The following is a 19,664-nucleotide window of genomic DNA, read 5'->3' as shown; positions in this document are numbered from 1 at the left end:
GCGGCCTGAATGGCGGCCCGAGCGCGTCGGCTCAGGTGTCGGCAGTGGTAAGCAGCCCGCGCACCAGTGCCTGCCAGTAGGCCACGCCCAGTGGCGCGATGGCGTCGTTGAAGTCGTAGGCGGGGTTATGCAGCGCGGCACTGTCGCCATTGCCCAGCCAGATGTAGGCACCGGGGCAGTGTTCGAGCATGAAGGCGAAATCCTCCGAGCCCATGCTCGGCGGCAGATCGCGATGAACCCGGCTGATGGCCGGCATCTCTTCCAGCACCCGGGCGCAGTGCGCGGCGTGCTCGGGGCTGTTGACGGTGGCGGGGTAGCGCGCCTGATAGTCGAACTCGACCTCGAGGCCGTGAAACTGCGCCAGCGCCTGAATGGCCTCGTTCAGCCGCTTTTCCAGCCGCGCCTTGAGCACGGGATCGAAGCAGCGCACCGTGCCGCGCAGCTCGACCGACGCCGGCAGCACGTTGAAGGCATCGCCGGCGTGGAACTGCGTGATGCTGAGCACCGCTGACTGATGCGCCGGCGTTTCACGGCTGATCACGCCCTGCAGCTGGGTGGCGAGCTGGCAGGCAGCGAGGATGGTATCGCTGCCCAGGTGCGGCATCGCTGCGTGGCAGCCGCGCCCGGTCAGCGTCAGGGTGAAGACATCGAACGCCGCCATTACCGGCCCATCGTGTACGGCTGCTTCCCCTACCGGCAGCCCCGGCCAGTTGTGCAGCCCGTAGACGGCCTCCATGGGAAAGCGCTCGAACAGCCCTTCCTCGACCATCACCCGGCCACCGCCTTCACTCTCCTCGGCAGGCTGGAAGATGAAATGCACCCGCCCGGCGAAATCCGGTGCTCGCGCCAGGGCACAGGCCGCGCCCAGCAGCATGGTGGTATGCCCATCATGACCGCAGGCATGCATGCGCCCGGCGATGGTGGAGCGGTGTTCGAATGTGTTGGTCTCCTCGATCGGCAACGCATCGATATCGGCACGCAGGCCGATGGTCGGCCCCGGCCGGTTGCCTGAAAGTGTTGCCACCACGCCGGTGCCACCACCCAGCCCGGTGGTCACCTCGAGCTCATGCGCCCGCAGGATCTCGATGATCTGCGCACTGGTACGCCGCTCCTCGAAGGCGATCTCCGGATGGCGATGAAAATCGTGGCGCCACTGCCTCAGCGTGGCGACATCGGGATAGGTGGCCGGTGGCGTCATGGCGTCTTCCATGGCATGAGTCTCCCGTCGCAGGTTCAGAGAAGCAGCTGGGCGACAAGCGCCGAGCCGATATAGGTACCGGTGAACACCAGCAGCGCAATGATCACCAGCTTCCAGCCGGTCTGGCGGAACATGGTGAACTCACGCCGGGTCAGCGCCAGGCCGGCATAGGCCAGCACCGGGGTGACAATGGCGAGGAAGTTCACCGCCTTGAGCTGCTCGACCATCCAGCCACTGCCGGGGAACCAGGGCAGGGTCAGCAGGATGCTCACCAGTGACACCCACGCCACACCGGGCAGGTAGAAGGGCGCAGCGCGAGTGATCAGCAGCCCGATCATCGACATCACATAAAGGATGATCATCCCCGGGGCGGCCGCAGCCAATGAGGCGCCGTTGATGGTGTTGCTGATCCACGCCACCACGCAGACCACGGCCAGCACGATGGCGGTGCGACCCAGCTGCTGCTCGGGGCGATCCTCGGTTTCGCTATCGGCGGCCAGCGCATGCTCATCGACCACCCCGACCGTCGATTGCTCCCGCGAGGGGCCTCTGAGCTTGCGATAGAGCCACTCCGCGATCGGCAGGGCGAGGAACAGCGAGACATAGAGCCCGGTGGCATAGGTGAGCAGGTTGCTGGCGCCGGCGAAGGCCAGCAGATCATCCTTCATTGCCGGCACGGCGCCGGCCAGTGCCCCGGAGCAGGCCGCCACCATGCTGCCGCTGCCCACTCCACAGGCCATCGCCAGCGCGCGCGGATCGAAGAAATCGAGCGAGGCGAGATAGCCCGCCATTAGCGCAAACCAGAGCGTGCCGAACATGGTGCCGACCACGTAAACGCCCATCACCCCGACCCCTTCCGGGCCGCGCAGGCCGTAGCGATCGGAGATGATGGCGATATTGGGTTCACGCGCGATGGAGTAGGTGGCGCCGATGGTCTCACGGCCCATCTTCAGCACCAGCACCGCCACCGGCAGCGCGATCAGCATGGTGCCGAGGTTACCCAGCTCCTGCAGGATCAGCGCCGGCCCGGCATTGATGATCTGATCGATGGCCGGCCCGATGGTCGAACCGAAGCGGGCAATGAACGGCATGATCGACAGCAGAATGATCGGCCCCGCGGCGTGGCTGACTGCCTCCGGCATGACGCGTTTGGTCGCTGAAAACAGGTGAGGATTAAGCAGCACGCCGAGAATGAAGGCGTAGAACAGTGGGAGCAGCAGCAGAGTGCCCGGCCCCAGTGGAATCTTGATGATGCCGATCGCCTCCGCGATCAGCGAGAGGATCACGGCCGCCAGATGCAGGCGCCAGTTCAACAGCAGTGACAGCGTCATCGCAGTGTCCTTGTTGTTGTGGTTATGGAGCAGGGCGATAACCGCAGGCGGCTACCGCGCTACCGGCAGTATTAAAAGAGCGGGTGTTGCAATGGAAGAGCAGGAGTGTTCTGAAAAAGGGAACAGTGGGTGGGGCTTTTTATCTGTGATGGCCATCAGCTCAAGAGTGGCGGGGCAGACGTTAACGCAGCGGTGACAGGGCAGGAGGCAGAAAGGTACGCGGTATGGGGCGCGCTCAGACGAATGTATGGGTCAGGTAGCGTAACTGTTCAGTGACATCGTGTGTATTTCGCCATAGGCTGATTGATTGAATGAATGGGCGATCACTCCATGAGAGCTTTGCTGTTTTTTGGGTGGCGGCGAATACGAGTTGGGGTCTGGTATCGACCTAAGCGGATGGTTCGAGAAAGGTCGCATGCGCGTTCAAGACAATAAACGAGCGCGCTATCTAATATCTGTTAGAAAAGTAAGGAGAGTAAGTGCTTGACACCGCAATGAGTCATTTTGCCGACGATATCGCTCGGGCTCGGGGTCTACTTGATCATGCTAAGCAGCAAGCTTCAGGGACGGTCAAAGACGATATTTTCCGTGCTAGTTGGATGATGGGTGTTGGTGCTTGTGATGCTTATTTTTCTGATGCTTATGCAGATTTAGTAGCCAAGGCTATTCAAGCAAAGGAAATTGAGTCCAGTATAGAAATACCTGACAGGTTGAATAATTTAAAACTGCCGGTAACTGCAATGCTTCGTCAGGCAAACGGCGGATGGCGGTGGCGAATGGCAGCAAGAGAACTCATTGAGGAAGAGAATGTGCTCTCTCTTGGAAAAATCCAGCAGCTTTTCAACCATTTTTTTAGGAAAGAGCACAAATTGCTGAATGCGGAGGCTATCGGGTCATGGATCACTCATCCTGAATCAAAACAGAGAGTATTTGGCATTACCGCTACAAACTATCGGAAGTTAAATTCTTCCCAAAAAGGCAAGGCTCGCAAAGAGGCGTTGGATAAAGTAAAAGAACGATATGAGACTATTTTTCAACGTCGGCATGACTGCATTCATAATTGTGATAGGCCAAAAATATTGCCTCTTCCGATATCTGAAGCTTCTGTCAAAAAGTCTATCCAAGATGTTGAATTTTTGGTTAATAGGTGCCACGAAGCTATCAAGTCGGAGTTCCCAATTTATCTCACCGATTTGGGGTTTTCAGCCGTTACAAAGAATCGGGTCGGAGTATAGATGTCTAACAAATAGCGTAAGCCACTGGGGAGCCGTAGCCTAGTAGAACCGTAATGTTCGAGTCCAGTAAGATCTTGCTCCCCAAAATTACTATCTTGCTAATCAGGCAATCGCATTACTGTAGGAGGCATTAGTTGACTCTCTCAGGCAAGAAGGGCTATGTAAAGCCACCAATAAATCCTCATTATGAGCCTTACGTGGATGAGCTCAATAGTCTGTTTGAATCACTTTACGAACACGATGACCGAGGTCTGGTCCTGACTATAGCAGCTTTCGCCGAGGATACATTGGAGCTTTTGTTACTTGCCTATCTTCGTGAGCCAAAACAAGCGAAAGAGCTGGTCAATGGCTTCAATGCGCCACTCGGAACATTTTCTGCGAGGGTCAAAGCCGCCTATGTACTAGGATTGGTACAAAAGGATGGTTATAAGACATTGGAAATACTTAGGAAGGTTCGTAATAGGTTCGCACACAATTGGGATGGCGTATCGCTCGATAGGCAGGATATCGAAAGTCTTATTAATCAGTTTTCACCTTCTCGACTGGAAGAGTGCGGGGCGAAAGAAAGCGAGACTGGCAAGGCCTCAGCTCGGGTGCGACTGATCAAAAAGATGTCTGACATTTTGATTGATCTGCGCATGCTCGCCAAAAATCTGAACAAGGACGGGATAAAGGCACCGCTTGTAATGGGAGAGATGGAGCCAGTTAGCGTAGAGTTCGTGGAGGTTGAGCAATTTCCACATGAATCATCGTAGGGCACTTCGTGGAAGGTTCATTACAGTGTGGTCAGCGAACATGCCGCCGCTAAGCATGCTTAACAAGTGCAGATTGCCGTATAGGAGCTACGTTGCGCTCAGTACCTACCGCAACTGCAAGCGTTATATCTACTCTAGCTAAATATCTGCTCCTGGCCGAAAGCGGACCATCTTCCTCGTTCGAATCAAAAGGGTCTCTATCCAGCCAGCTGAGCTCCCTTCCAGCCCGCAGCACTCAATAAACGCCCGCGCCTTGCCACCTTCTCGATACTGATAGGGGAAGTCGGTGGAGAATAGCAGGCGCTCATGGCCGACTACTGCCGCTGCGCGTATCAGATAGTGCGGTAGAAACATGCCACTCGCGGTCACGTAAAGATTGTGGCGCAGGTAGTGGGCTATCGGCTTGGCGAGCCCGGCGGCGTGTTCCATAGTGGCGAGCCGCTCGGCGTAGAACAGCACTAGCTCGCCCCAGTGCCCCAGAATGATCTGTAACTCCGGCAGGCGATCGAACGTGCCCGCCAGCAGCAGGTGCGCCAATTGAAGCCGGCATCGAAATGCCAGCCGAGCCCGTGGGTGGCCAGGGCGGTATCGATGGCCGGGGAAAGGCCGCTGTAATAGGCCGCTCTCACCGCGGGCGGCGGCACGCGCGGGTGCAGCAACACCGGTGCGTTCAGCCGTGCCGCCTGCGCCAGAATCGGCATCAATGCGGCATCATCAGGATGATGCGCCCCCACCCGCCCGCACAGCAGGGTGCCCTTGAAGCCGAGCTCGCGGATGCAGCGTTCGAGCTCCCGGGCGGCCGCTTCCGGCTGCGAGACAGGCAGGGTCGCCAGTGCCTGAAAGCGTGTGGGATGCCGGGCCACGGCCTCGGCCAGCATGTCGTTGGTGCGGCGGGCGAGGTCGATACTTTCGGCCCCCAGATCATGCAGCGTCGGCGTGGTCAGCGAAAGTACCTGTACATCCAGCCCGGTCTCGGCCATTAGCGTCAGGCCCTGTCTGAAAAGTGTCTGCACTTGATCATGCTGTGTTAAAAATCCGGCTCAGAATACTCATTTACCCCATGTAAACTCCGTGTCTTCGCCGTTTTTTGCCTTGCCTGATCATCGCTCGACAACTTTCAGACAGGACCTGGGCGCTCGTCGGCGAGATCCATCAACCGTGTCCCTACTGCGCCGGCATGCAGCGCGACGCTGGGGTCCGAGGCTTCCAGCCCCAGTGACTGCCAGGCGCGGTGAACCTCGGGCGTGAGGAAGTGCTCTTCAATACCGATGATCTGCATGATGCTGGCCTCACCACGGGACCGTTTCGCCGAAGCGATCGAGATACTCGAGCCCGGGGCGGGCTATCTTGTTAAGCAGTACATCGACCAGCGGTGGCACTGCTTCTGCCAGGGTGTAGGGCGCCTCATCACCACCCAGCTCGGTGCGAATCCAGCCCGGCGCCATGACCACCATCGCTCTTGCCGGGTGCTGACGTGCAGCGAAGCTGCGCATGAACATGTTGAGCGCCGCCTTGCTGCCCCGGTAGAGCTCTCGCATGCCTTGCTCGTTATTGGCAATGCTGCCCTGCCCGGAAGACATCGCGCCAATCAGCCCGCTGGCCGGCACCAGCGCCTCCAGCGTTTCGATCACGCGCATCGGGCTCAGCGCGTTGGTGAGCATCACGTTGTTGAATTCCTCGGTGGAGACATCGCCGATGACCTGATTCGGCTCACGGTTGGTGGTGCCCGCGTTGACGAACAGCAGGTCGAGCGTTCGCTGGGCCAGGCGCTCATGTAGCGCTTTGATCTGCGTGGGCTCGGTGATATCGAGCGTTTCGATCTCGACCCGGTCGGGGTGCGTCTCGGCCAGCGTGTGCAGTGGGGTTTGCCTGGCCCCGGCACGCACGGTGCCGATCACGTTCCATCGGGTTTCGGGCGTGGTGCCACGCGTTAACAGCTCCGCGGCCATCGCGTGACCCAGGCCCCGTGAGGCGCCGACGATCAGGGCAGTACGATGATGAGTGGCGGCTGACATGAGCGTTTCCTCTTCGACGGTGTGTTCGTCGATCAGCGTGGCGGTGCCACGGGAAATGCACCAGACGCATGCGATACAAATCATCATTGCACACGGCGCTAGGCCATGCGGGGCGCCCCGGTTATGCTGAACCAATGAACGATGCCGATCTGAATCTGCTGGTCGCGCTGGATGTGCTGCTTGAAGAGGGCAGTGTCACGGCGGCGGCGAAGCGGTTGAATCTCAGTGCGTCGGCGATGAGCCGCACGCTGAAACGGCTGCGCGAGACGACAGGCGATCCGTTGCTGGTACGCGCCGGGCGCGGGCTGGTGCCGACGCCGCATGCCCTCGTGCTGCGCGAACGTGTGCACGCCGTGGCGCGGGAGGCACAGGCACTGCTGCAACCGGCGAACGAGACACTGGACGTGGCGGCACTGACGCGCACATTCACTCTGCGCGCGAATGCGGCCTTCATCCAGCGCTTCTCGGTGCCGCTGGTCACGGCCCTCAGTGAGGCGGCCCCCGAGGCCGGACTGCGTTTCGTGCCCAAACCCACCAAGGCGATCGAGCCGCTGCGCGACGGTCAGCTCGATCTCGAGATCGGCGTCATCGAAACCACCGCCCCGGAGCTGATGATCCGCGGGCTGTTTCGGGATCGTTTCATCGGTGTGGCACGCCAGGGCCACCCGCTGCTGGCCGGCGAGATCACCCCCGAGCGCCTGGCTGCCTGTCGGCAGGTGATGGCCTCACCCAGCGGTGAGTTCACCGGCCCGATGGGCGAGACGCTGAGCGCGCTCGGCCTGGCGCCGGAATTCGGGGTTATCGTGCCGGAGTTTGCCGATGCACTGCGCATTGCCGCGCACACCGAGTGTGTGACGATTGTGCCGCGCTCCTGCCTGCTGCCCGCGCCGGCCCTCGAGGAGGCGCAGGCGCTTAAGATGTTCGAGCTGCCCCTGCCGGCGCAGAGCTTCATGATCTCGGCACTGTGGCATCCGAGGCTCGGCGCCGATCCGGCTCATCGCTGGTTCCGTGACACGGTGATCGCAGTCTGTCGGCAGTGGATGGGGGCGGCAGAGGGTGGGCAGGCGTGAAAGGCGCACCACCCGCGCTGACTTGCCTCGGCAGTCGATGATCGAGAATCTCCCTTTGAACGGAGGGTCGAGCTCGAAGCCCGAACGTATGAGCTCAGGAGGAAGGAGGATGGGCCAGCAAGGCGTCGATCTCGGACCCCGAAGGCGAAGTGGCCGGGCCATGAAGGCTAACGGCCAGGGCCGCCGCCGCATTGGCACGTTGTGCTGCCTGTTCGGGCGTGAGGCCTCGGCTCAGCGCGGCCACCAGCACGCCGGTATGCGCATCGCCGGCGCCATTGGTATCCACGGCGCGGGTGGCGAAGGCGGCGATATGCTGGTGGTGCCCATCCATCAGCAGATGACACCCCCGGGGACCATCACGCACCACGATCAACGGCGCACCGGTCCGGGCAGGCAGCGCCCTTGTGGCGGCCTTGAGTGAATCGGTATCGGTCAGGGCGCGTGCTTCGTCGGCGTTGCAGCTGAGAATCGTGGTGCGCTGCATGACCTTTTCCAGCCGTTCGGGGCAGAGTTCACCGATCATCGGGCCGGGATCGAATATAACCGGCACCTGATCGGGCAGTGTGCCCAGCCACTCGGTCAGGGCCCTGCCTGTCGTCTCATGAAACAGCGTATAGCCGCTGACAAGCACATGATCGCCGGGCTCGGGGGTGAGCCGATACAGCACATCCAGGTGGCCGATTTCCGCACCGGTATGGGTGATGAATGTGCGCTCGGCCGCCTGATCCACCAGCGCGACACAAAAGCCGGTATCGAGTGTTTCATCCATCTGGGCCAGCCATTCGATACCTTCCCGGCGCATGGCCTCACGGGCCATGTCGCCGAAACGCCCACGGCCATGGCCGCCTGCATGGACGACTGTCATGCCGTCCCGAGCGGCGGCGGCCATGACATTGAACCCGCCGCCGACCTCGAAGGTAGCCCCCCGGGCTACGGTGTCTCCGCCCGGGGCAGGCAGCCGATCGATCGGCATTACCAGGTCGATGATGACCTGGCCGGTATGGATCAGACGAGCCTGGTTCATCGGGCCTCCTGGTAGGTGGTATGGCGAGCGCTGCCCAGCAGGCCATAGCTGCCGGCGGCGACCACGAAGGTGGCGATCCAGCCCAGGCCGTTGCGACCCAGCCAGCTGTCGGCCAGTACCCCGGTAAACCAGACATGATCGCCAACGCCGATACTGGTGAAGCAGAAGCCGATCACGATCGCCAGTGCCCAGCTGGCAAAGGCGCGCCATTCGATACCGCCGCGATACCAGTAGGCACTCGAGGGGGTGACATCGAGCAGATCCGGGCCGGAGTAGTGGTGACGATGGATCAGATCCACCAGGAACACGCCGACCCAGGCGGTGATAGGCACGGCCAGCAGGCTGATGAATGAGATGAACGGGCCGTAGAAATTGCCCGCGATCAGCATGAAGTAGATGGAGCCGGCAAAGATGGCCACGATATCCACGACCACGGCATAGACCCGCTTGATGCGCAGCCCCAGGGTAAGCGTGGTCAGCCCGGCCGAGTAGACCGACAGGTTGTTGGAGAGCAGCAGTCCGCCGAAGGCCGCCAGCAGATAGGGCACGGCCATCCAGTCGGGCAGCATCTCCCGGATCGCTGCAATGGGATCGTTGGCCGAGGCCAGATGATCGTCACCGGCGGAAATCAGCCCGCCCAGCGTGATCAGCAGCGTCAATGGAATGCCTGCACCAGCGGCGGCGGAAAGGACCAGTTTCCAGCCTTTCACCTGACCGTGCTGATAGCGTGACATGTCGGCACCGGCGTTGGCCCAGCCGATGCCGGTGCCGGCGGCAATGGTGCCGATACCGATCAGGACGGCGCTCAGCGGTGCGGCCGGCGTATCAGCGACGGCCTGCCAGTCGATGGTCGCCATCAGAAACAGGGCGACCACGATGTTCAGTGCGCCGAATCCCCATGTTGCCCATTTCTGGATGACCAGCAGCGTCGCATGCCCCAGGCCCGAGACCAGCAGGGTGCAGGTCACGAAAAGGGCAATGAAAATCAGCGTCAGCAGTGGTACTTCGCCCGCGGTGGGCGCTGTACCGAACAGGATCGTGGAGAGTGAGAGCAGGGCGTAAGCCGCCGTTGTGGTGTTGACCGTTTCCCAGCCCAGTCGAGACATCAGCGACACCAGCGTTGGCCCGATGTTGCCCCGGACCCCGAAAACTGCGCGTGATAGCGTCAGACTGGGAGCTCGCCCTCGGCGGCCGGCAATCGAGATCAGCCCCACGACAGCAAAGGAGCCCCCGGCACCGATCACGGCAACAATGAACGCCTGCCAGATCGCCAGCTGCTGATAGACGACCAGCGTGGCCCCCAACGGCAGGCCGAGAATACTGATATTGGCGGCAAACCAGACCCAGAACAGCTGTAGCGGATGCCCATGACACTCCGCTTCCGGTGCTGGCTCGATGCCGCGTGTTTCCAGTTGTCCTGCTTTCGAGGAGGCTTCGCTGGAGGTCATGGCGTTCACCCTGAGTGGGTCGGAGCATGGTGTTGACGCAGCATCAGCAGCTGGTCGACGAGAGGTTCCGGCGCGAAGTGGCTGACACGAGCGACCTGTTCTACCAGCGCAGCAGGCAGGCCCTCGGGACCATGACAGGCGCCGAGTATGGCGCCCAGCATGGCGGCGATGGTGTCGGTGTCTCCGCCAATCCCGGCGGCCAGCGTGAGTGCCGAGCGCGGCTCCTCGCCGGCGAGTTCGGCGAGGGCGAAGGTGGCGACCACCGACTCCTGAGCCGCGACCGAGGTGCCGATCAGATCATGAATGAGGGCGATGCCCGTTGCCTGATCGCGGCCCCGAACCAGCTGGCGTGCCCACTCGATGCGTGCCGAGATCAGCCCCCCGGCACTCCAGTGGCCCTGCTGCTCGCCCAGGACAGCCATTTCGTGCCCGACACGCAATGCCTGATCCAGTGGCGCGCCTTCCAGTCCTGCCGAAATGGCGCCGGCGACGGCGGCGGCGCTGGCAATCCCCAATGAGGTGTTGTGTGTCACGCGGCTGGCCTCGATGACCGCCTCGAGCAGCGTTTCGCGGGGCGTTGCCGGAGTGGCGATGGCGACTGGCGTAATACGCATGGCAGCACCGTTGGTGGTGCCGAACCGGCCGCTCTGCTCGGGGCTGATACCTTCGGCAATCATGGCCAGCGCCCGGTTGGTGGAGGGGCCGAGCAGATCCTGTGACCCCCGGGCCTTCATGTCGGCTTCCCAGTCGGTCAGTGCTCGGGCGAAGGCCACGGGTTCGATGTGGCCCTTGCCGTTGATCAGCAGTTCTGCCACCAGTACAGCCTGCTCGGTATCGTCGGTGATCGAGCCGGCAGGCATGCCGGGCGCAATCGGTTGATCCGCCGGCCCGTCATGGAGCGTATCGATCGAGCCAAAGCGGCTGATGATGTCGGCGCGACTGAAGGACTGGGTCGGCATGCCCAGCGCATCGCCCAGGGCCAGGCCGTAAAAGGCCCCCAGCGCCCGGCGACGCAGATCAGAGTCAGCAAGGGAGTCGGTCATGAGTCAAAGGCCAGATGGAAGTGAAAGTGGGCGGGATCGAGCAGGCTGGTCACGTGTTCGACAAAGCGATCATCGGCATCGAGGGTCAGACGCGTCGATTGCATGAACAGGGTCCCGGTCGCTCTGTTGAGCTGTTGGGCCTGCTGTTCATCGAGTGCGGCAATGCTCAACCACTGCTCGCCGCGAGCGGCTATCAGCTCATGGGCTGCCAGGGTGTCGGTGATGGAGTCGTTGAGAAGACCGTGCTCCGGCAGGTTGGACAGTTGGCCGCGCGCCGGTATCAGAGAGCGTTCCAGCGAGACGATTTCGCCCTCGGCCAGACGCCGGCGGCGCACGATTTCCACGAAGCGGTTGCAGTGGACGCGATCGGCCAGTGCATCGTCATGCACGCATTCAATGCTCAATAGTTCGGTGACGATGCGGACCCCGGAACGGGCCAGTGCTCGGGCCCAGCCCTGCTGTTGATCCAGGGCGATACCATCGAAGGTGACGAAGGAGCCCACGCCGCTCTGGGTCGCGATGTACTGCTGGCGCTGAAGCTCCAGCAGCGCCTGACGCAGCGTACCGCGGCTGACATTGAATTCTGTCGCCAACTGATGCTCGCCGGGCAGCTGGCGGCCTGAAGACCACTCACCGCTGCGAATACGACGTCCCAGCTCATCGACGACACGCTGCTTTTTGCCAAATCGTACATGTTTGTTCATGTACATACTTGTACAGTGCCAGCCTGTTTCCGGCACCTGGACATTCGTCGATCAGCCCTTGGTCGAAGCAGTCAGCGATCCATGATGCGACATTGAGCTTGGTCATGTCGCTGGCATGCCGATGAGCGATAATGCCCCGAATTTTTGTGAATCAGCACAGGGCCAATGCGGAGATGGCAAGCGGTGAGGTGGGGCAGGCATCAACGGTACTGATGATCGATTCCGGTGTGGGTGGGCTGACCATTGCCGAGGCCATTCAGCGGCGTTGCCCGGCACTGCCGCTTTTGTATGTCGCGGATAACGCCTGGTTCCCTTATGGCGAGTTATCGCGTGACGCTCTGATCGTGCGGATGCTCTCACTGGTGGCGCAGGTGCAGGCGGCGCAGTCGCTCCGGGCCATCGTGATTGCCTGCAATACCGCCAGTACGGTGGTGCTGGACGCGCTGCGTGAGCGGGTGGCGTGCCCGGTGATCGGGGTGGTGCCGGCCATTCGCACCGCAGCGCAATTGACCCGCAGCGGGGTGATCGGCCTGCTGGCCACGCCCGGCACAACACAGGGCCCTTATGTCGATACGCTGATTGCGCGTTTTGCAGCGCACTGTCGGGTAATTCGTGTGGGTGCGCGCCACCTGGCCGGTGTTGCCGAGGCGGCCATGCGCGGCGTGGCGCCGGATACTGCCCTTTTGGCTGCCGAACTTGCGCCGCTGCAACAGGCGCGGGCGGCCGGGCTGGATACGGTGGTGCTGGGGTGTACGCATTATCCGCTGCTGGCCGAGGCCATTCGCGGTCAACTGGGCCCGGTGCAGCTGGTGGATACCGCCGAGCCGGTGGCTCGACGGCTGGCGATGCTGCTGGATATCGACTCATCGTCTGAGCCGGTCAGGCCAGTGCATCGTTTTCAATTGACGGCGAAACGCTCCGATAACGCGGCACTCACGCCCTTGCTGCGCCGCCGGGGCTTTACCCTGATCGACCCGCTGACGGATTGAGGGCCGCGATTGCCGGGAGCTTCACGAGATCTCGACCTGATAGCGGAAGGTAGCGGCCGGCCCGCGTGAGCGTCGATACTCCAGCGGCGTGCGATCATAGCCAAGCGCCACGCGTTCGATGACTACCACCGGATCACCGGTCGCGATCCCCAGCGCCTGCGCCGTCTCCTGATCGGCAGTCTCGACCGTCAGGGTTTCCCGGGCTGAGCCCACCCGCTGACCACACTGCGACTCGTAAAAGGGGTAGAGCAGCGTGCCGAAGCGTTCGAGCTCGATCTCCTTGAGCGGGGCAAAGCGGGTCGCCGGTAACCAGATCTCTTCCTTCAGCACGCTGCCATCTTCAAGGGTGCGCAGCCGGTCGAGCTTCAGGGTCTGTTCCTCCACAGGCAGCGCCAGCGCCCTGGCGATCGGCTCGGCGGGCTGCTCCAGGGTGCGTGCAAGAATGCGGCTATCCGGCACGCGGGCGTGGCCGGCAGCATCGACCTGGCGAAAGAAGCGAAACAGAGAGGCATCGAAATCGGGGCGGCGGATGAAGGTGCCGCGCCCCTGACTGCGTTCGAGCAGCCCATCGTGGACCAGGGTGTCGATGGCCTTTCTAACCGTGCCGACAGCCACGTCATAGCGCTGGGTCAGCGCCGCTTCGGTGGGAATGGGCTTATCGGGGGGCCATTCGCCGCTGGCGATCCGATCCATGATCTCTTCCCGCAGCCGTTGGTAAAGCGGCAGACGTGCATCCGAGCCCTGCTTCCATTGATTCATGCCACTACCTGTCTGTTAACGAAGACGCTCTGGGCGTTTGATGCGACCAATGTCGTACCTCGGCTCAATTGACCTGACCACGGGACCGCCTTAGGGTCATATATTCATATATATGACTGGATGAAAGCGGTGGTCCACTGCGCCTGCTTTTCCCGGTGACCGAACAGGACGGGTTTTTCATGCCATCACCGCACCCGCGCATTGTCCGTGGCGTCGATGCTCATGCACATATCTTTTCACCGGATCTGCCGATGGTACCGGAGCGACGCTACAGCCCCGATTATGAGGCCCCGGTCGCGCAGTATCTCGCGCATCTCGACCGCCACGGGCTGTCTCATGGCATGCTGGTCCAGCCCAGCTTTCTGGGTACCGACAATGGTTACATGCTCGCCGCACTGCGCCAATACGGCGAACGCCTGCGTGGTACGGCTGTGGTCGAGCCGGAGATCGACGAGGCGGGCCTTGATGAATTGCAGCAGGCCGGTGTGGTCAGCATTCGCCTGAATCTGATCGGTCGCACGCTGGATGACTATGGCAGTGCCCGCTGGCAGCGGCTGTTCGCACGCCTGGTCGAGCGGCGCTGGTCACTCGAGATTCAGCGTGGTGCCGAGGATCTCGGTGCCATTCTGCCCACCATTCAGGCGTCAGGCGTGAGCGTGGTGATTGATCATTTCGGACTGCCGAAAGGGCCGCTTGATGCCACCGTGCCCGAGCACCGAGCGCTGCTCGACGGGCTGGCCGAAGGGCGATTGTGGGTCAAGCTGTCGGCGGCCTATCGCAGTGCGCTGTCGGAGGCGGGCGCCCAGGCCTCGCTGGAGACAATGCGCCAGGTACGCGGTGGCCTGGACCGGTTTGTCTGGGGCAGTGACTGGCCGCACACCCGCTTCGAGACGCACACCGATTACGACGAGCAGTTTGCCCTGCTGCAGCGACTGCTCCCCGATGCCGATGATCGACAACAGGTGCTGGTGAACAACCCGGCTCGTCTGTTCGGTCTCGACGGCGTTCGCTAACCCCGTTACCCCGACTCATCCGGAGAGCCTCATGCTCAGTCTGCTCGTTGTCGGTGCGATCGTGCTCGCCATCGCGCTGGGATACCTTACCCGCATCAATATCGGTCTGTTTGCCATTGCGCTGGCCTACCTGATCGGCAGTTTCGTGATGGGCATGACGCCGGCCGAGGTGATTCATCTCTGGCCGCTGAAGATTTTCTTCATCATCTTCTCGGTCTGCCTCTTTTACAGCTTTGCCATCGTCAACGGGACGCTGGAGAAGCTGGCCGAGCAGATGATGTATCGCTGTCGGCGGGTGCCCCACTTTCTGCCCTACGCCATCCTGGGGGCATCGACCCTGATTGCGGCCCTCGGGGCGGGGTATTACACGGTGCTGGCGTTCATGGCGCCGATTACCCTGATGCTGTGTGCGCGTACCGGCCTGAGCCTGATTGCCGGCGGGATGGCGGTCAACTATGGCGCGCTGGCCGGGGCCAATTTCGTCTCGAGTCAGAGCGGTATCATCTTTCGCAGCCTGATGACCGGCTCGGGCGTGCCGGAGAGTGAAGCCTTCGTCAATGCCATCGGCATCTTTGTCGCGACGGCCATCATTCCGCTGATTGTCGTTTCCGGGTTCGTCTTTCTGTCCAACAACAAGCGCGCCATGGCCGATGCCATGCAGCACGTCGAAGCACCGAGCCCGCTGAACCGTGAACAGCGCATCACGCTGACCCTGACTTTGATCATGATGGCTGTGGTGCTGCTGCCGCCGATCGCCCATCTGATCATGCCGGAGAGTGCGGTGGTCGGTTACGTCAATGCGCGGATCAACATCGGCCTGGTAGCCAGCATCTTTTCGGTCATCGCGCTGCTGCTGAAACTCGGCGACGAGCGCAAGGCGATTGCGGCGGTGCCCTGGGGGACGCTGATCATGATCTGCGGTGTCGGCATGCTGATCGCGATTGCCATCAAGGCGGGCACGATCGATCTGCTGGCCTCCTGGATCGGCAGCAGCATTCCGCCGGTACTGGTACCCGTGGCCTTCGGGGTGGTGGCGGCGCTGATGTCACTCTTTGCCAGCACGCTCGGGGTGGTGACGCCGGCGCTCTTCCCGATTGTGCTGCCGATTGCCCACTCGCTCTCGATCGACCCGATGATCCTGTTCATCAGCATCGTGGTGGGGGCTCAGGCCACGGCCATCTCCCCATTCTCGTCCGGTGGCAGTCTGATCCTGGGCGCCTGCCCGACGGATGAAAAACGTGCCGAACTCTTCCCCAAACTGCTGTTTCGCGCGGCGCCACTGGGCTTCGGGGTGGCCCTGCTGTTCAACCTCGGCTTGAGCTTTCTGTTCTGAGCCAGGCCCGCCCGCCGTCGATCTGCCTGACCCCGGTCACCTGACCGGGGTCATCAGTGTCTCACCGGCCTCGAACGCCTGAAGATTGCGAATGACCAGCTCGATGGTGGCATCGAGTGCACTCGGAGAAAGCCCGGCGGTGTGCGGGGTCAGGATGATGGATTCTTCGGCGAGCACTGCCTCGGGCACTTCCGGCTCGCCATCGATCACATCCAGTCCGGCCGAAGCGATGCGCTGTTCACGGATGGCGGCGACAAGAGCTTCGGTGTCGACCACGCTGCCACGACCGATGTTGATCAGCACGCCTTTCGTGCCCAGTGCCGCAAGCATCGTGGCATCGACCAGATGACGTGTGTCAGGGCCTCCGGGCAGGGCGGCAACCAGCACATCCGCCTGCTCGGCGACGCGCAGTGCATCGCTCTCATGATGATACGCCAGCTCCGGTTTCGGCGAACGGCTGTAGTAGATCACCGGCATGTCAAAGCCGTAATGGGCCCGTCTGGCGATCGCTCGGGCGATATTGCCCATCCCCAGCAGCCCCAGGGTCCTGCCATGCAGATCAGGGTGACTGCGCCGGGCGGTCTGCCATTCGCCGCGTCGTACTGCGGCATCACTTTGTGGGATACGGCGCAGACAGGCCAGCATCAGCCCCAGGGTGTGGTCGGCCACGGTTTCAGCGTTGGTGCCGGGGCCGTGTGTCACGGCGATGCCGCGCTGGTGGGCCGCCTCGACATCGACGCCCTCGAAACCGACTCCCTGCGCGCAGATCAGGCCAAGCCGGGGCAGCTCATCCATCTCTTCAGCGGTGAAGCCTATGGTGCCGATGGTGAGTACGGCGCGGATCGAGTCGCCATACTCGGCCACTGCCTCGCGGCGTTGCTCGGGGCGTTCGCCCATGTGGACACGAAACCCCGCCTGATGCAGCTGTTGCTGGTGGTGGCGGGAGAGGCGGGTCACGACCAGAAGATCGAGCGGCATGGTGGTTCTCCGAAAACAGGGCTCCGGTATTCTGGCAGCTTTCGTGGTGTCGTTGGACCGTTACAGCAGCGTGCTCAGGCGTTCCCCCAAAAAATCCAGCAGCAGGGTAATGCGCTGGGCCAGCGCGGTATTGCGATAGTAGACGGCGTTGATGGCCTGAAAGCGGGGCTGGGTCAGCGCCTCAAGTACCGGCACCAGGCGCCCATCGTGGCGATCCGCGACGGTGGTGTAGTCGCCCAGACAGACGATGCCCTGTTCGGCCAGTGCGAGGCTGCGCAGGGTGGTCGCGCTGGAAGCGGCCAGGTCGGGAGAGATGGTGAGATCACCGCCAAAGTCATCCGTCAGCGGCCAGCGATTGAGATGGGTGAGCTGGTTGAAGCCCAGCAGGGTATGCCGGCTCAGATCAGCGAGCCCCTGTGGGGTGCCATGGCGGGCCAGATAGCCCGGTGCGGCCAGCAGCTGCAGGCGGCTGCGACCCAGAGGGCGGGCATGCAGGCTGGAGTCGTTGAGCTCGCCAATGCGGATGGCGACATCAGTGCGCTGCTCAAGCAGATCGATGAAGCGGTCGTGGGTATCGAGTTCCAGCGTAATACCCGGATAGCGCGCTCGGAATTCGCCGATCAGCGGCACCATCACATGCTGCATGAAGGTGGGGGCGGCATTGACCCGCAGCCGTCCGACCGGCTGCTGATGATGCAGTGCCATGGCCTCTTCAGCGGCTTCCACGGCGGCGAGAATGGCGCGGGCATGCTCAAGGAATTCGCGCCCCTCTTCGGTCAGTTCCAGCCGGCGTGTGGTACGCCGCAGCAGGGTGGTGGCGAGCTTGCGCTCCAGTCGGTTGAGGGCTCGGCTGACCCCTGACGTGGTCTGTCCCAGCTGTTCGGCGGCGGCGGTAATCGAGCCCGCATCGACCACGGCAATGAAGGCCTGATGTTCTTCGAGCGTGCTGCGCATTGTTGATCATTGATCAAGGGTTTTTTGCAGTTTACCGCATTTTTCGGCAACAAATGGCCGATTATGCTGCGTCGTCTTCGCGGCCTGAAGCCGCATCGATTGCGACAGGAGCATCGTCTTGAAGATTCTTTTGATCAACGGCCAGCGCCCGTTTGCCCATTCCGGCGGCCGGCTCAACACTACCCTGCATGAAACAGCGCACGAGACGCTGACCACTCTGGGCCACGAGGTCATGACCACCACCGTGGACGAGGGCTATGAACCCGAGGCCGAGGTGGCCAAATTCGTTGAGGCGGATGTCATCGTCTATCAGATGCCGGGCTGGTGGATGGGCGCGCCCTGGAGCCTCAAGCGCTATCTCGATGAGGTGCTGACCACCGGTCATGGCACGCTTTATGCCAGCGACGGGCGCAGCCGTCACGATCCGAGCCGCCAGTATGGCAGTGGTGGGCTGCTGCATGGGCGACGCTATATGCTGTCGCTGACCTGGAATGCGCCACAGGAAGCGTTTGATGAGCCCGGCAACTTCTTCGAGGGCCGAGGGGTGGATGCGGTCTACTTCCCGTTCCATAAGTCCCAGCAGTTTCTCGGCCTCGAAGCGTTGCCGACCTTTCTTGCCACCGATGTCATCAAGGCCCCGGCGGTCGATGATCAGATCGAGCGTTACCGCCACCATCTGCATGAGCTCTTCGGCCGGGCCGATACCACTGCACAAACGACCCGCTCGGCGCTGGCCGAATAGCGCGGCGACACTCAAGCTGCAGCCATTTGAGCCAGCTGTAGAGATTGGAGAGCAGCGGGGAGAGCATCAGCAGTCGCGTGTTCGAGGGCAGTGCCAGTTGATGGCGTGCCTTGAGCGGCCTCAGAGATTTGATGACCTGGCGTATTCTCGGTAGTGATGCGAAATAGCCGTCGATCCGGTTGGCGACCGTCTTGTAATAGAGCGCGTCCTGACAGGCCAGCAGGGCCATCAGCCGGCGCTCTTCCCCCTGGCTCTGATGTGCCAGTTCAGCGTGTTGCTCGATAATGCGTCCTACGTCCTCCAGGTCGCGCAACCGGGTGTTGCGTGCCTGTCCGTGTGGGTTGATGCGATAGGCGATCAGCGCCTCGCGGGTCGCGATGACCTGTCGGGCCCGCAAATAGAGCAGGGGTGTCAGCATCATGTCTTCGAAATGCAGTGTCTCCGGAAAGCGCAGGGAGTCGAACAGCGAGAGGCGATAGATGCGCGTCCAGACATACCATTCAGACGTAATGAATAACTGTTCGAGCTGTTCCGGCGTGAGCGGCCCCCGATAATCGCCCAGCGCATTGAAGGGCAGCAGTCGATCCCCGGTCCAGCCTTCTCTTGCGGTCAGCCCTCCAGGGTCGGCGATGGCATTGTATTCGATGAGATCCACTTCTCCGGCAATCAGTGCACTGACATCGCCGATGAGAGCTTCCAGACGGGTGTAGTAATCCCTGAGCCAGTAATCGTCACCATCCAGAAAGGTGAGAAAGGGCGTGGTGGTGCGGTCGATGGTGAGATTGCGTACCGTCGCGACGCCAGCGTTGGGCTGATCGATGACAAGAACGCGCGCTCGGGTGGCGGATGGATAACCGGCCACCAGTGACTGGATGCGCTTCAGCGTGTCATCCCGTGAGCCGTCGTTGACCACGATGATATTGACCCGCTGATCGGTCTGGCGCACCACCGAATCGATGGCAGCCCGGATGTGAGCGGCGTTGTTATAGGCGGCAATACCGACGGTCAGCCATGCATCGTGTTCTCTGCCGATGGTGTCCATTGTGTGAGCACTCGGTGTTGGAGATCATGAG

21 protein-coding genes are annotated in these 19,664 nt (G+C 61.9%); 7 read left to right on the top strand and 14 right to left on the bottom strand.

What is annotated here, in order from left to right:
- Positions 1–31: 31 nt before the first annotated feature.
- Positions 32–1,210 (bottom strand): M20 aminoacylase family protein, encoded by a 1,179-nt coding sequence (locus FY550_RS15610; RefSeq protein WP_139148729.1) that lies wholly within the window; start codon positions 1,208–1,210, stop codon positions 32–34.
- Positions 1,211–1,233: 23 nt separating this feature from the next.
- Positions 1,234–2,529, bottom strand: a complete 1,296-nt coding sequence (locus FY550_RS15605) for a DUF3100 domain-containing protein (protein WP_149054651.1) — start codon at positions 2,527–2,529, stop codon at positions 1,234–1,236.
- A 479-nt stretch (positions 2,530–3,008) separates the two neighbouring features.
- On the opposite strand from FY550_RS15605, the gene FY550_RS15600 reads away from it, so the two are divergent.
- Complete coding sequence (locus FY550_RS15600; RefSeq protein WP_070979785.1) at positions 3,009–3,764, top strand: hypothetical protein; 756 nt, start codon at positions 3,009–3,011, stop codon at positions 3,762–3,764.
- 197 nt (positions 3,765–3,961) lie between these two features.
- Complete coding sequence (locus FY550_RS16990) at positions 3,962–4,519, top strand: hypothetical protein (RefSeq protein ID WP_070979782.1); 558 nt, start codon at positions 3,962–3,964, stop codon at positions 4,517–4,519.
- A gap of 138 nt (positions 4,520–4,657) precedes the next feature.
- On the opposite strand, the gene FY550_RS17280 is transcribed toward FY550_RS16990, so the two are convergent.
- The 4 genes from FY550_RS17280 to FY550_RS15585 all read right to left on the bottom strand — a co-directional run bounded on the left by FY550_RS17280 (position 4,658) and on the right by FY550_RS15585 (position 6,534).
- Positions 4,658–5,056, bottom strand: a complete 399-nt coding sequence (locus tag FY550_RS17280) for an amidohydrolase family protein (RefSeq protein ID WP_199287819.1) — start codon at positions 5,054–5,056, stop codon at positions 4,658–4,660.
- Positions 4,978–5,532 (bottom strand): amidohydrolase family protein, encoded by a 555-nt coding sequence (locus FY550_RS16980; protein ID WP_199287818.1) that lies wholly within the window; start codon positions 5,530–5,532, stop codon positions 4,978–4,980. The genes FY550_RS17280 and FY550_RS16980 overlap by 79 nt, the downstream gene beginning before the upstream one ends.
- Positions 5,533–5,636: 104 nt before the next feature.
- Complete coding sequence (locus FY550_RS16935; RefSeq protein ID WP_168169338.1) at positions 5,637–5,798, bottom strand: hypothetical protein; 162 nt, start codon at positions 5,796–5,798, stop codon at positions 5,637–5,639.
- Between the two features lie 10 nt (positions 5,799–5,808).
- Positions 5,809–6,534, bottom strand: a complete 726-nt coding sequence (locus FY550_RS15585; RefSeq protein ID WP_070980414.1) for an SDR family NAD(P)-dependent oxidoreductase — start codon at positions 6,532–6,534, stop codon at positions 5,809–5,811.
- A 134-nt stretch (positions 6,535–6,668) separates the two neighbouring features.
- Here FY550_RS15585 and FY550_RS15580 point away from each other — a divergent pair, with 134 nt between their 5' ends.
- On the top strand, positions 6,669–7,604 hold the full coding sequence (locus tag FY550_RS15580) for a LysR family transcriptional regulator (protein WP_070979773.1): 936 nt from the start codon (positions 6,669–6,671) through the stop codon (positions 7,602–7,604).
- 94 nt (positions 7,605–7,698) lie between these two features.
- Here the strand turns inward: FY550_RS15580 and FY550_RS15575 are convergent, their stop codons facing one another.
- The 4 genes from FY550_RS15575 to FY550_RS15560 are packed head-to-tail and all read right to left on the bottom strand — an operon-like array spanning position 7,699 to position 11,823.
- Positions 7,699–8,628 carry a PfkB family carbohydrate kinase gene (locus tag FY550_RS15575; RefSeq protein ID WP_070979771.1) on the bottom strand — a complete coding sequence of 310 codons (930 nt, stop codon included), beginning with the start codon at positions 8,626–8,628 and terminating at the stop codon, positions 7,699–7,701.
- Positions 8,625–10,076, bottom strand: a complete 1,452-nt coding sequence (locus FY550_RS15570) for a purine-cytosine permease family protein (protein WP_121172845.1) — start codon at positions 10,074–10,076, stop codon at positions 8,625–8,627. The genes FY550_RS15575 and FY550_RS15570 overlap by 4 nt, the downstream gene beginning before the upstream one ends.
- Before the next feature lie 5 nt (positions 10,077–10,081).
- Complete coding sequence (locus FY550_RS15565; RefSeq protein ID WP_070979769.1) at positions 10,082–11,119, bottom strand: ADP-ribosylglycohydrolase family protein; 1,038 nt, start codon at positions 11,117–11,119, stop codon at positions 10,082–10,084.
- Complete coding sequence (locus tag FY550_RS15560) at positions 11,116–11,823, bottom strand: GntR family transcriptional regulator (protein WP_070980412.1); 708 nt, start codon at positions 11,821–11,823, stop codon at positions 11,116–11,118. The genes FY550_RS15565 and FY550_RS15560 overlap by 4 nt, the downstream gene beginning before the upstream one ends.
- A 131-nt stretch (positions 11,824–11,954) precedes the next feature.
- Between FY550_RS15560 and murI the strand changes: the two genes are divergently transcribed.
- On the top strand, positions 11,955–12,812 hold the full coding sequence (gene murI, locus FY550_RS15555) for a glutamate racemase (RefSeq protein ID WP_070979766.1): 858 nt from the start codon (positions 11,955–11,957) through the stop codon (positions 12,810–12,812).
- 21 nt (positions 12,813–12,833) lie between these two features.
- On the opposite strand, the gene FY550_RS15550 is transcribed toward murI, so the two are convergent.
- Positions 12,834–13,571: a GntR family transcriptional regulator gene (locus FY550_RS15550; RefSeq protein WP_149054650.1), complete on the bottom strand. Its 738-nt coding sequence runs from the start codon at positions 13,569–13,571 to the stop codon at positions 12,834–12,836.
- A gap of 179 nt (positions 13,572–13,750) precedes the next feature.
- On the opposite strand from FY550_RS15550, the gene FY550_RS15545 reads away from it, so the two are divergent.
- Entirely contained in the window at positions 13,751–14,584 is an 834-nt protein-coding gene (locus FY550_RS15545; RefSeq protein ID WP_070979763.1) for an amidohydrolase family protein, read from the top strand.
- Between the two features lie 31 nt (positions 14,585–14,615).
- The gene (locus FY550_RS15540; protein WP_149054649.1) at positions 14,616–15,917 is read left to right on the top strand and encodes an SLC13 family permease; all 1,302 of its coding nucleotides are present in this window, start codon (positions 14,616–14,618) and stop codon (positions 15,915–15,917) included.
- Positions 15,918–15,953: 36 nt separating this feature from the next.
- Here the strand turns inward: FY550_RS15540 and FY550_RS15535 are convergent, their stop codons facing one another.
- The gene (locus FY550_RS15535; RefSeq protein WP_070979758.1) at positions 15,954–16,895 is read right to left on the bottom strand and encodes a 2-hydroxyacid dehydrogenase; all 942 of its coding nucleotides are present in this window, start codon (positions 16,893–16,895) and stop codon (positions 15,954–15,956) included.
- A 60-nt stretch (positions 16,896–16,955) separates the two neighbouring features.
- The gene (locus FY550_RS15530) at positions 16,956–17,849 is read right to left on the bottom strand and encodes a LysR family transcriptional regulator (RefSeq protein ID WP_070979755.1); all 894 of its coding nucleotides are present in this window, start codon (positions 17,847–17,849) and stop codon (positions 16,956–16,958) included.
- Between the two features lie 118 nt (positions 17,850–17,967).
- Here FY550_RS15530 and FY550_RS15525 point away from each other — a divergent pair, with 118 nt between their 5' ends.
- Positions 17,968–18,591, top strand: coding sequence for an NAD(P)H-dependent oxidoreductase (locus FY550_RS15525; protein ID WP_070979753.1), 624 nt, complete (start codon positions 17,968–17,970; stop codon positions 18,589–18,591).
- On the opposite strand, the gene FY550_RS15520 is transcribed toward FY550_RS15525, so the two are convergent.
- Positions 18,479–19,633: a glycosyltransferase family 2 protein gene (locus tag FY550_RS15520; RefSeq protein ID WP_149054648.1), complete on the bottom strand. Its 1,155-nt coding sequence runs from the start codon at positions 19,631–19,633 to the stop codon at positions 18,479–18,481. The genes FY550_RS15525 and FY550_RS15520 overlap by 113 nt on opposite strands.
- Positions 19,634–19,664: the final 31 nt, after the last annotated feature.

Source organism: Kushneria phosphatilytica (assembly GCF_008247605.1).
In the GTDB taxonomy this organism is placed as follows: domain Bacteria; phylum Pseudomonadota; class Gammaproteobacteria; order Pseudomonadales; family Halomonadaceae; genus Kushneria; species Kushneria phosphatilytica.
Note: the sequence above shows the minus strand (reverse complement) of the source record. Positions and strands in the feature narration are given on the sequence as shown.

Coding starts and splice junctions, on each gene's coding strand:
- FY550_RS15520 (WP_149054648.1), bottom strand. CDS start 19,633: ATGGACACCATCGGCAGAGAACACGATGCATGGCTGACCGTCGGTATT.
- FY550_RS15565 (WP_070979769.1), bottom strand. CDS start 11,119: ATGACCGACTCCCTTGCTGACTCTGATCTGCGTCGCCGGGCGCTGGGG.
- FY550_RS15605 (WP_149054651.1), bottom strand. CDS start 2,529: ATGACGCTGTCACTGCTGTTGAACTGGCGCCTGCATCTGGCGGCCGTG.
- FY550_RS15530 (WP_070979755.1), bottom strand. CDS start 17,849: ATGCGCAGCACGCTCGAAGAACATCAGGCCTTCATTGCCGTGGTCGAT.
- FY550_RS15540 (WP_149054649.1), top strand. CDS start 14,616: ATGCTCAGTCTGCTCGTTGTCGGTGCGATCGTGCTCGCCATCGCGCTG.
- FY550_RS15585 (WP_070980414.1), bottom strand. CDS start 6,534: ATGTCAGCCGCCACTCATCATCGTACTGCCCTGATCGTCGGCGCCTCA.
- FY550_RS15575 (WP_070979771.1), bottom strand. CDS start 8,628: ATGAACCAGGCTCGTCTGATCCATACCGGCCAGGTCATCATCGACCTG.
- FY550_RS15580 (WP_070979773.1), top strand. CDS start 6,669: ATGAACGATGCCGATCTGAATCTGCTGGTCGCGCTGGATGTGCTGCTT.
- murI (WP_070979766.1), top strand. CDS start 11,955: ATGCCCCGAATTTTTGTGAATCAGCACAGGGCCAATGCGGAGATGGCA.
- FY550_RS15545 (WP_070979763.1), top strand. CDS start 13,751: ATGCCATCACCGCACCCGCGCATTGTCCGTGGCGTCGATGCTCATGCA.
- FY550_RS15610 (WP_139148729.1), bottom strand. CDS start 1,210: ATGGAAGACGCCATGACGCCACCGGCCACCTATCCCGATGTCGCCACG.
- FY550_RS15535 (WP_070979758.1), bottom strand. CDS start 16,895: ATGCCGCTCGATCTTCTGGTCGTGACCCGCCTCTCCCGCCACCACCAG.
- FY550_RS16935 (WP_168169338.1), bottom strand. CDS start 5,798: ATGCAGATCATCGGTATTGAAGAGCACTTCCTCACGCCCGAGGTTCAC.
- FY550_RS15570 (WP_121172845.1), bottom strand. CDS start 10,076: ATGACCTCCAGCGAAGCCTCCTCGAAAGCAGGACAACTGGAAACACGC.
- FY550_RS15560 (WP_070980412.1), bottom strand. CDS start 11,823: ATGAACAAACATGTACGATTTGGCAAAAAGCAGCGTGTCGTCGATGAG.
- FY550_RS15550 (WP_149054650.1), bottom strand. CDS start 13,571: ATGAATCAATGGAAGCAGGGCTCGGATGCACGTCTGCCGCTTTACCAA.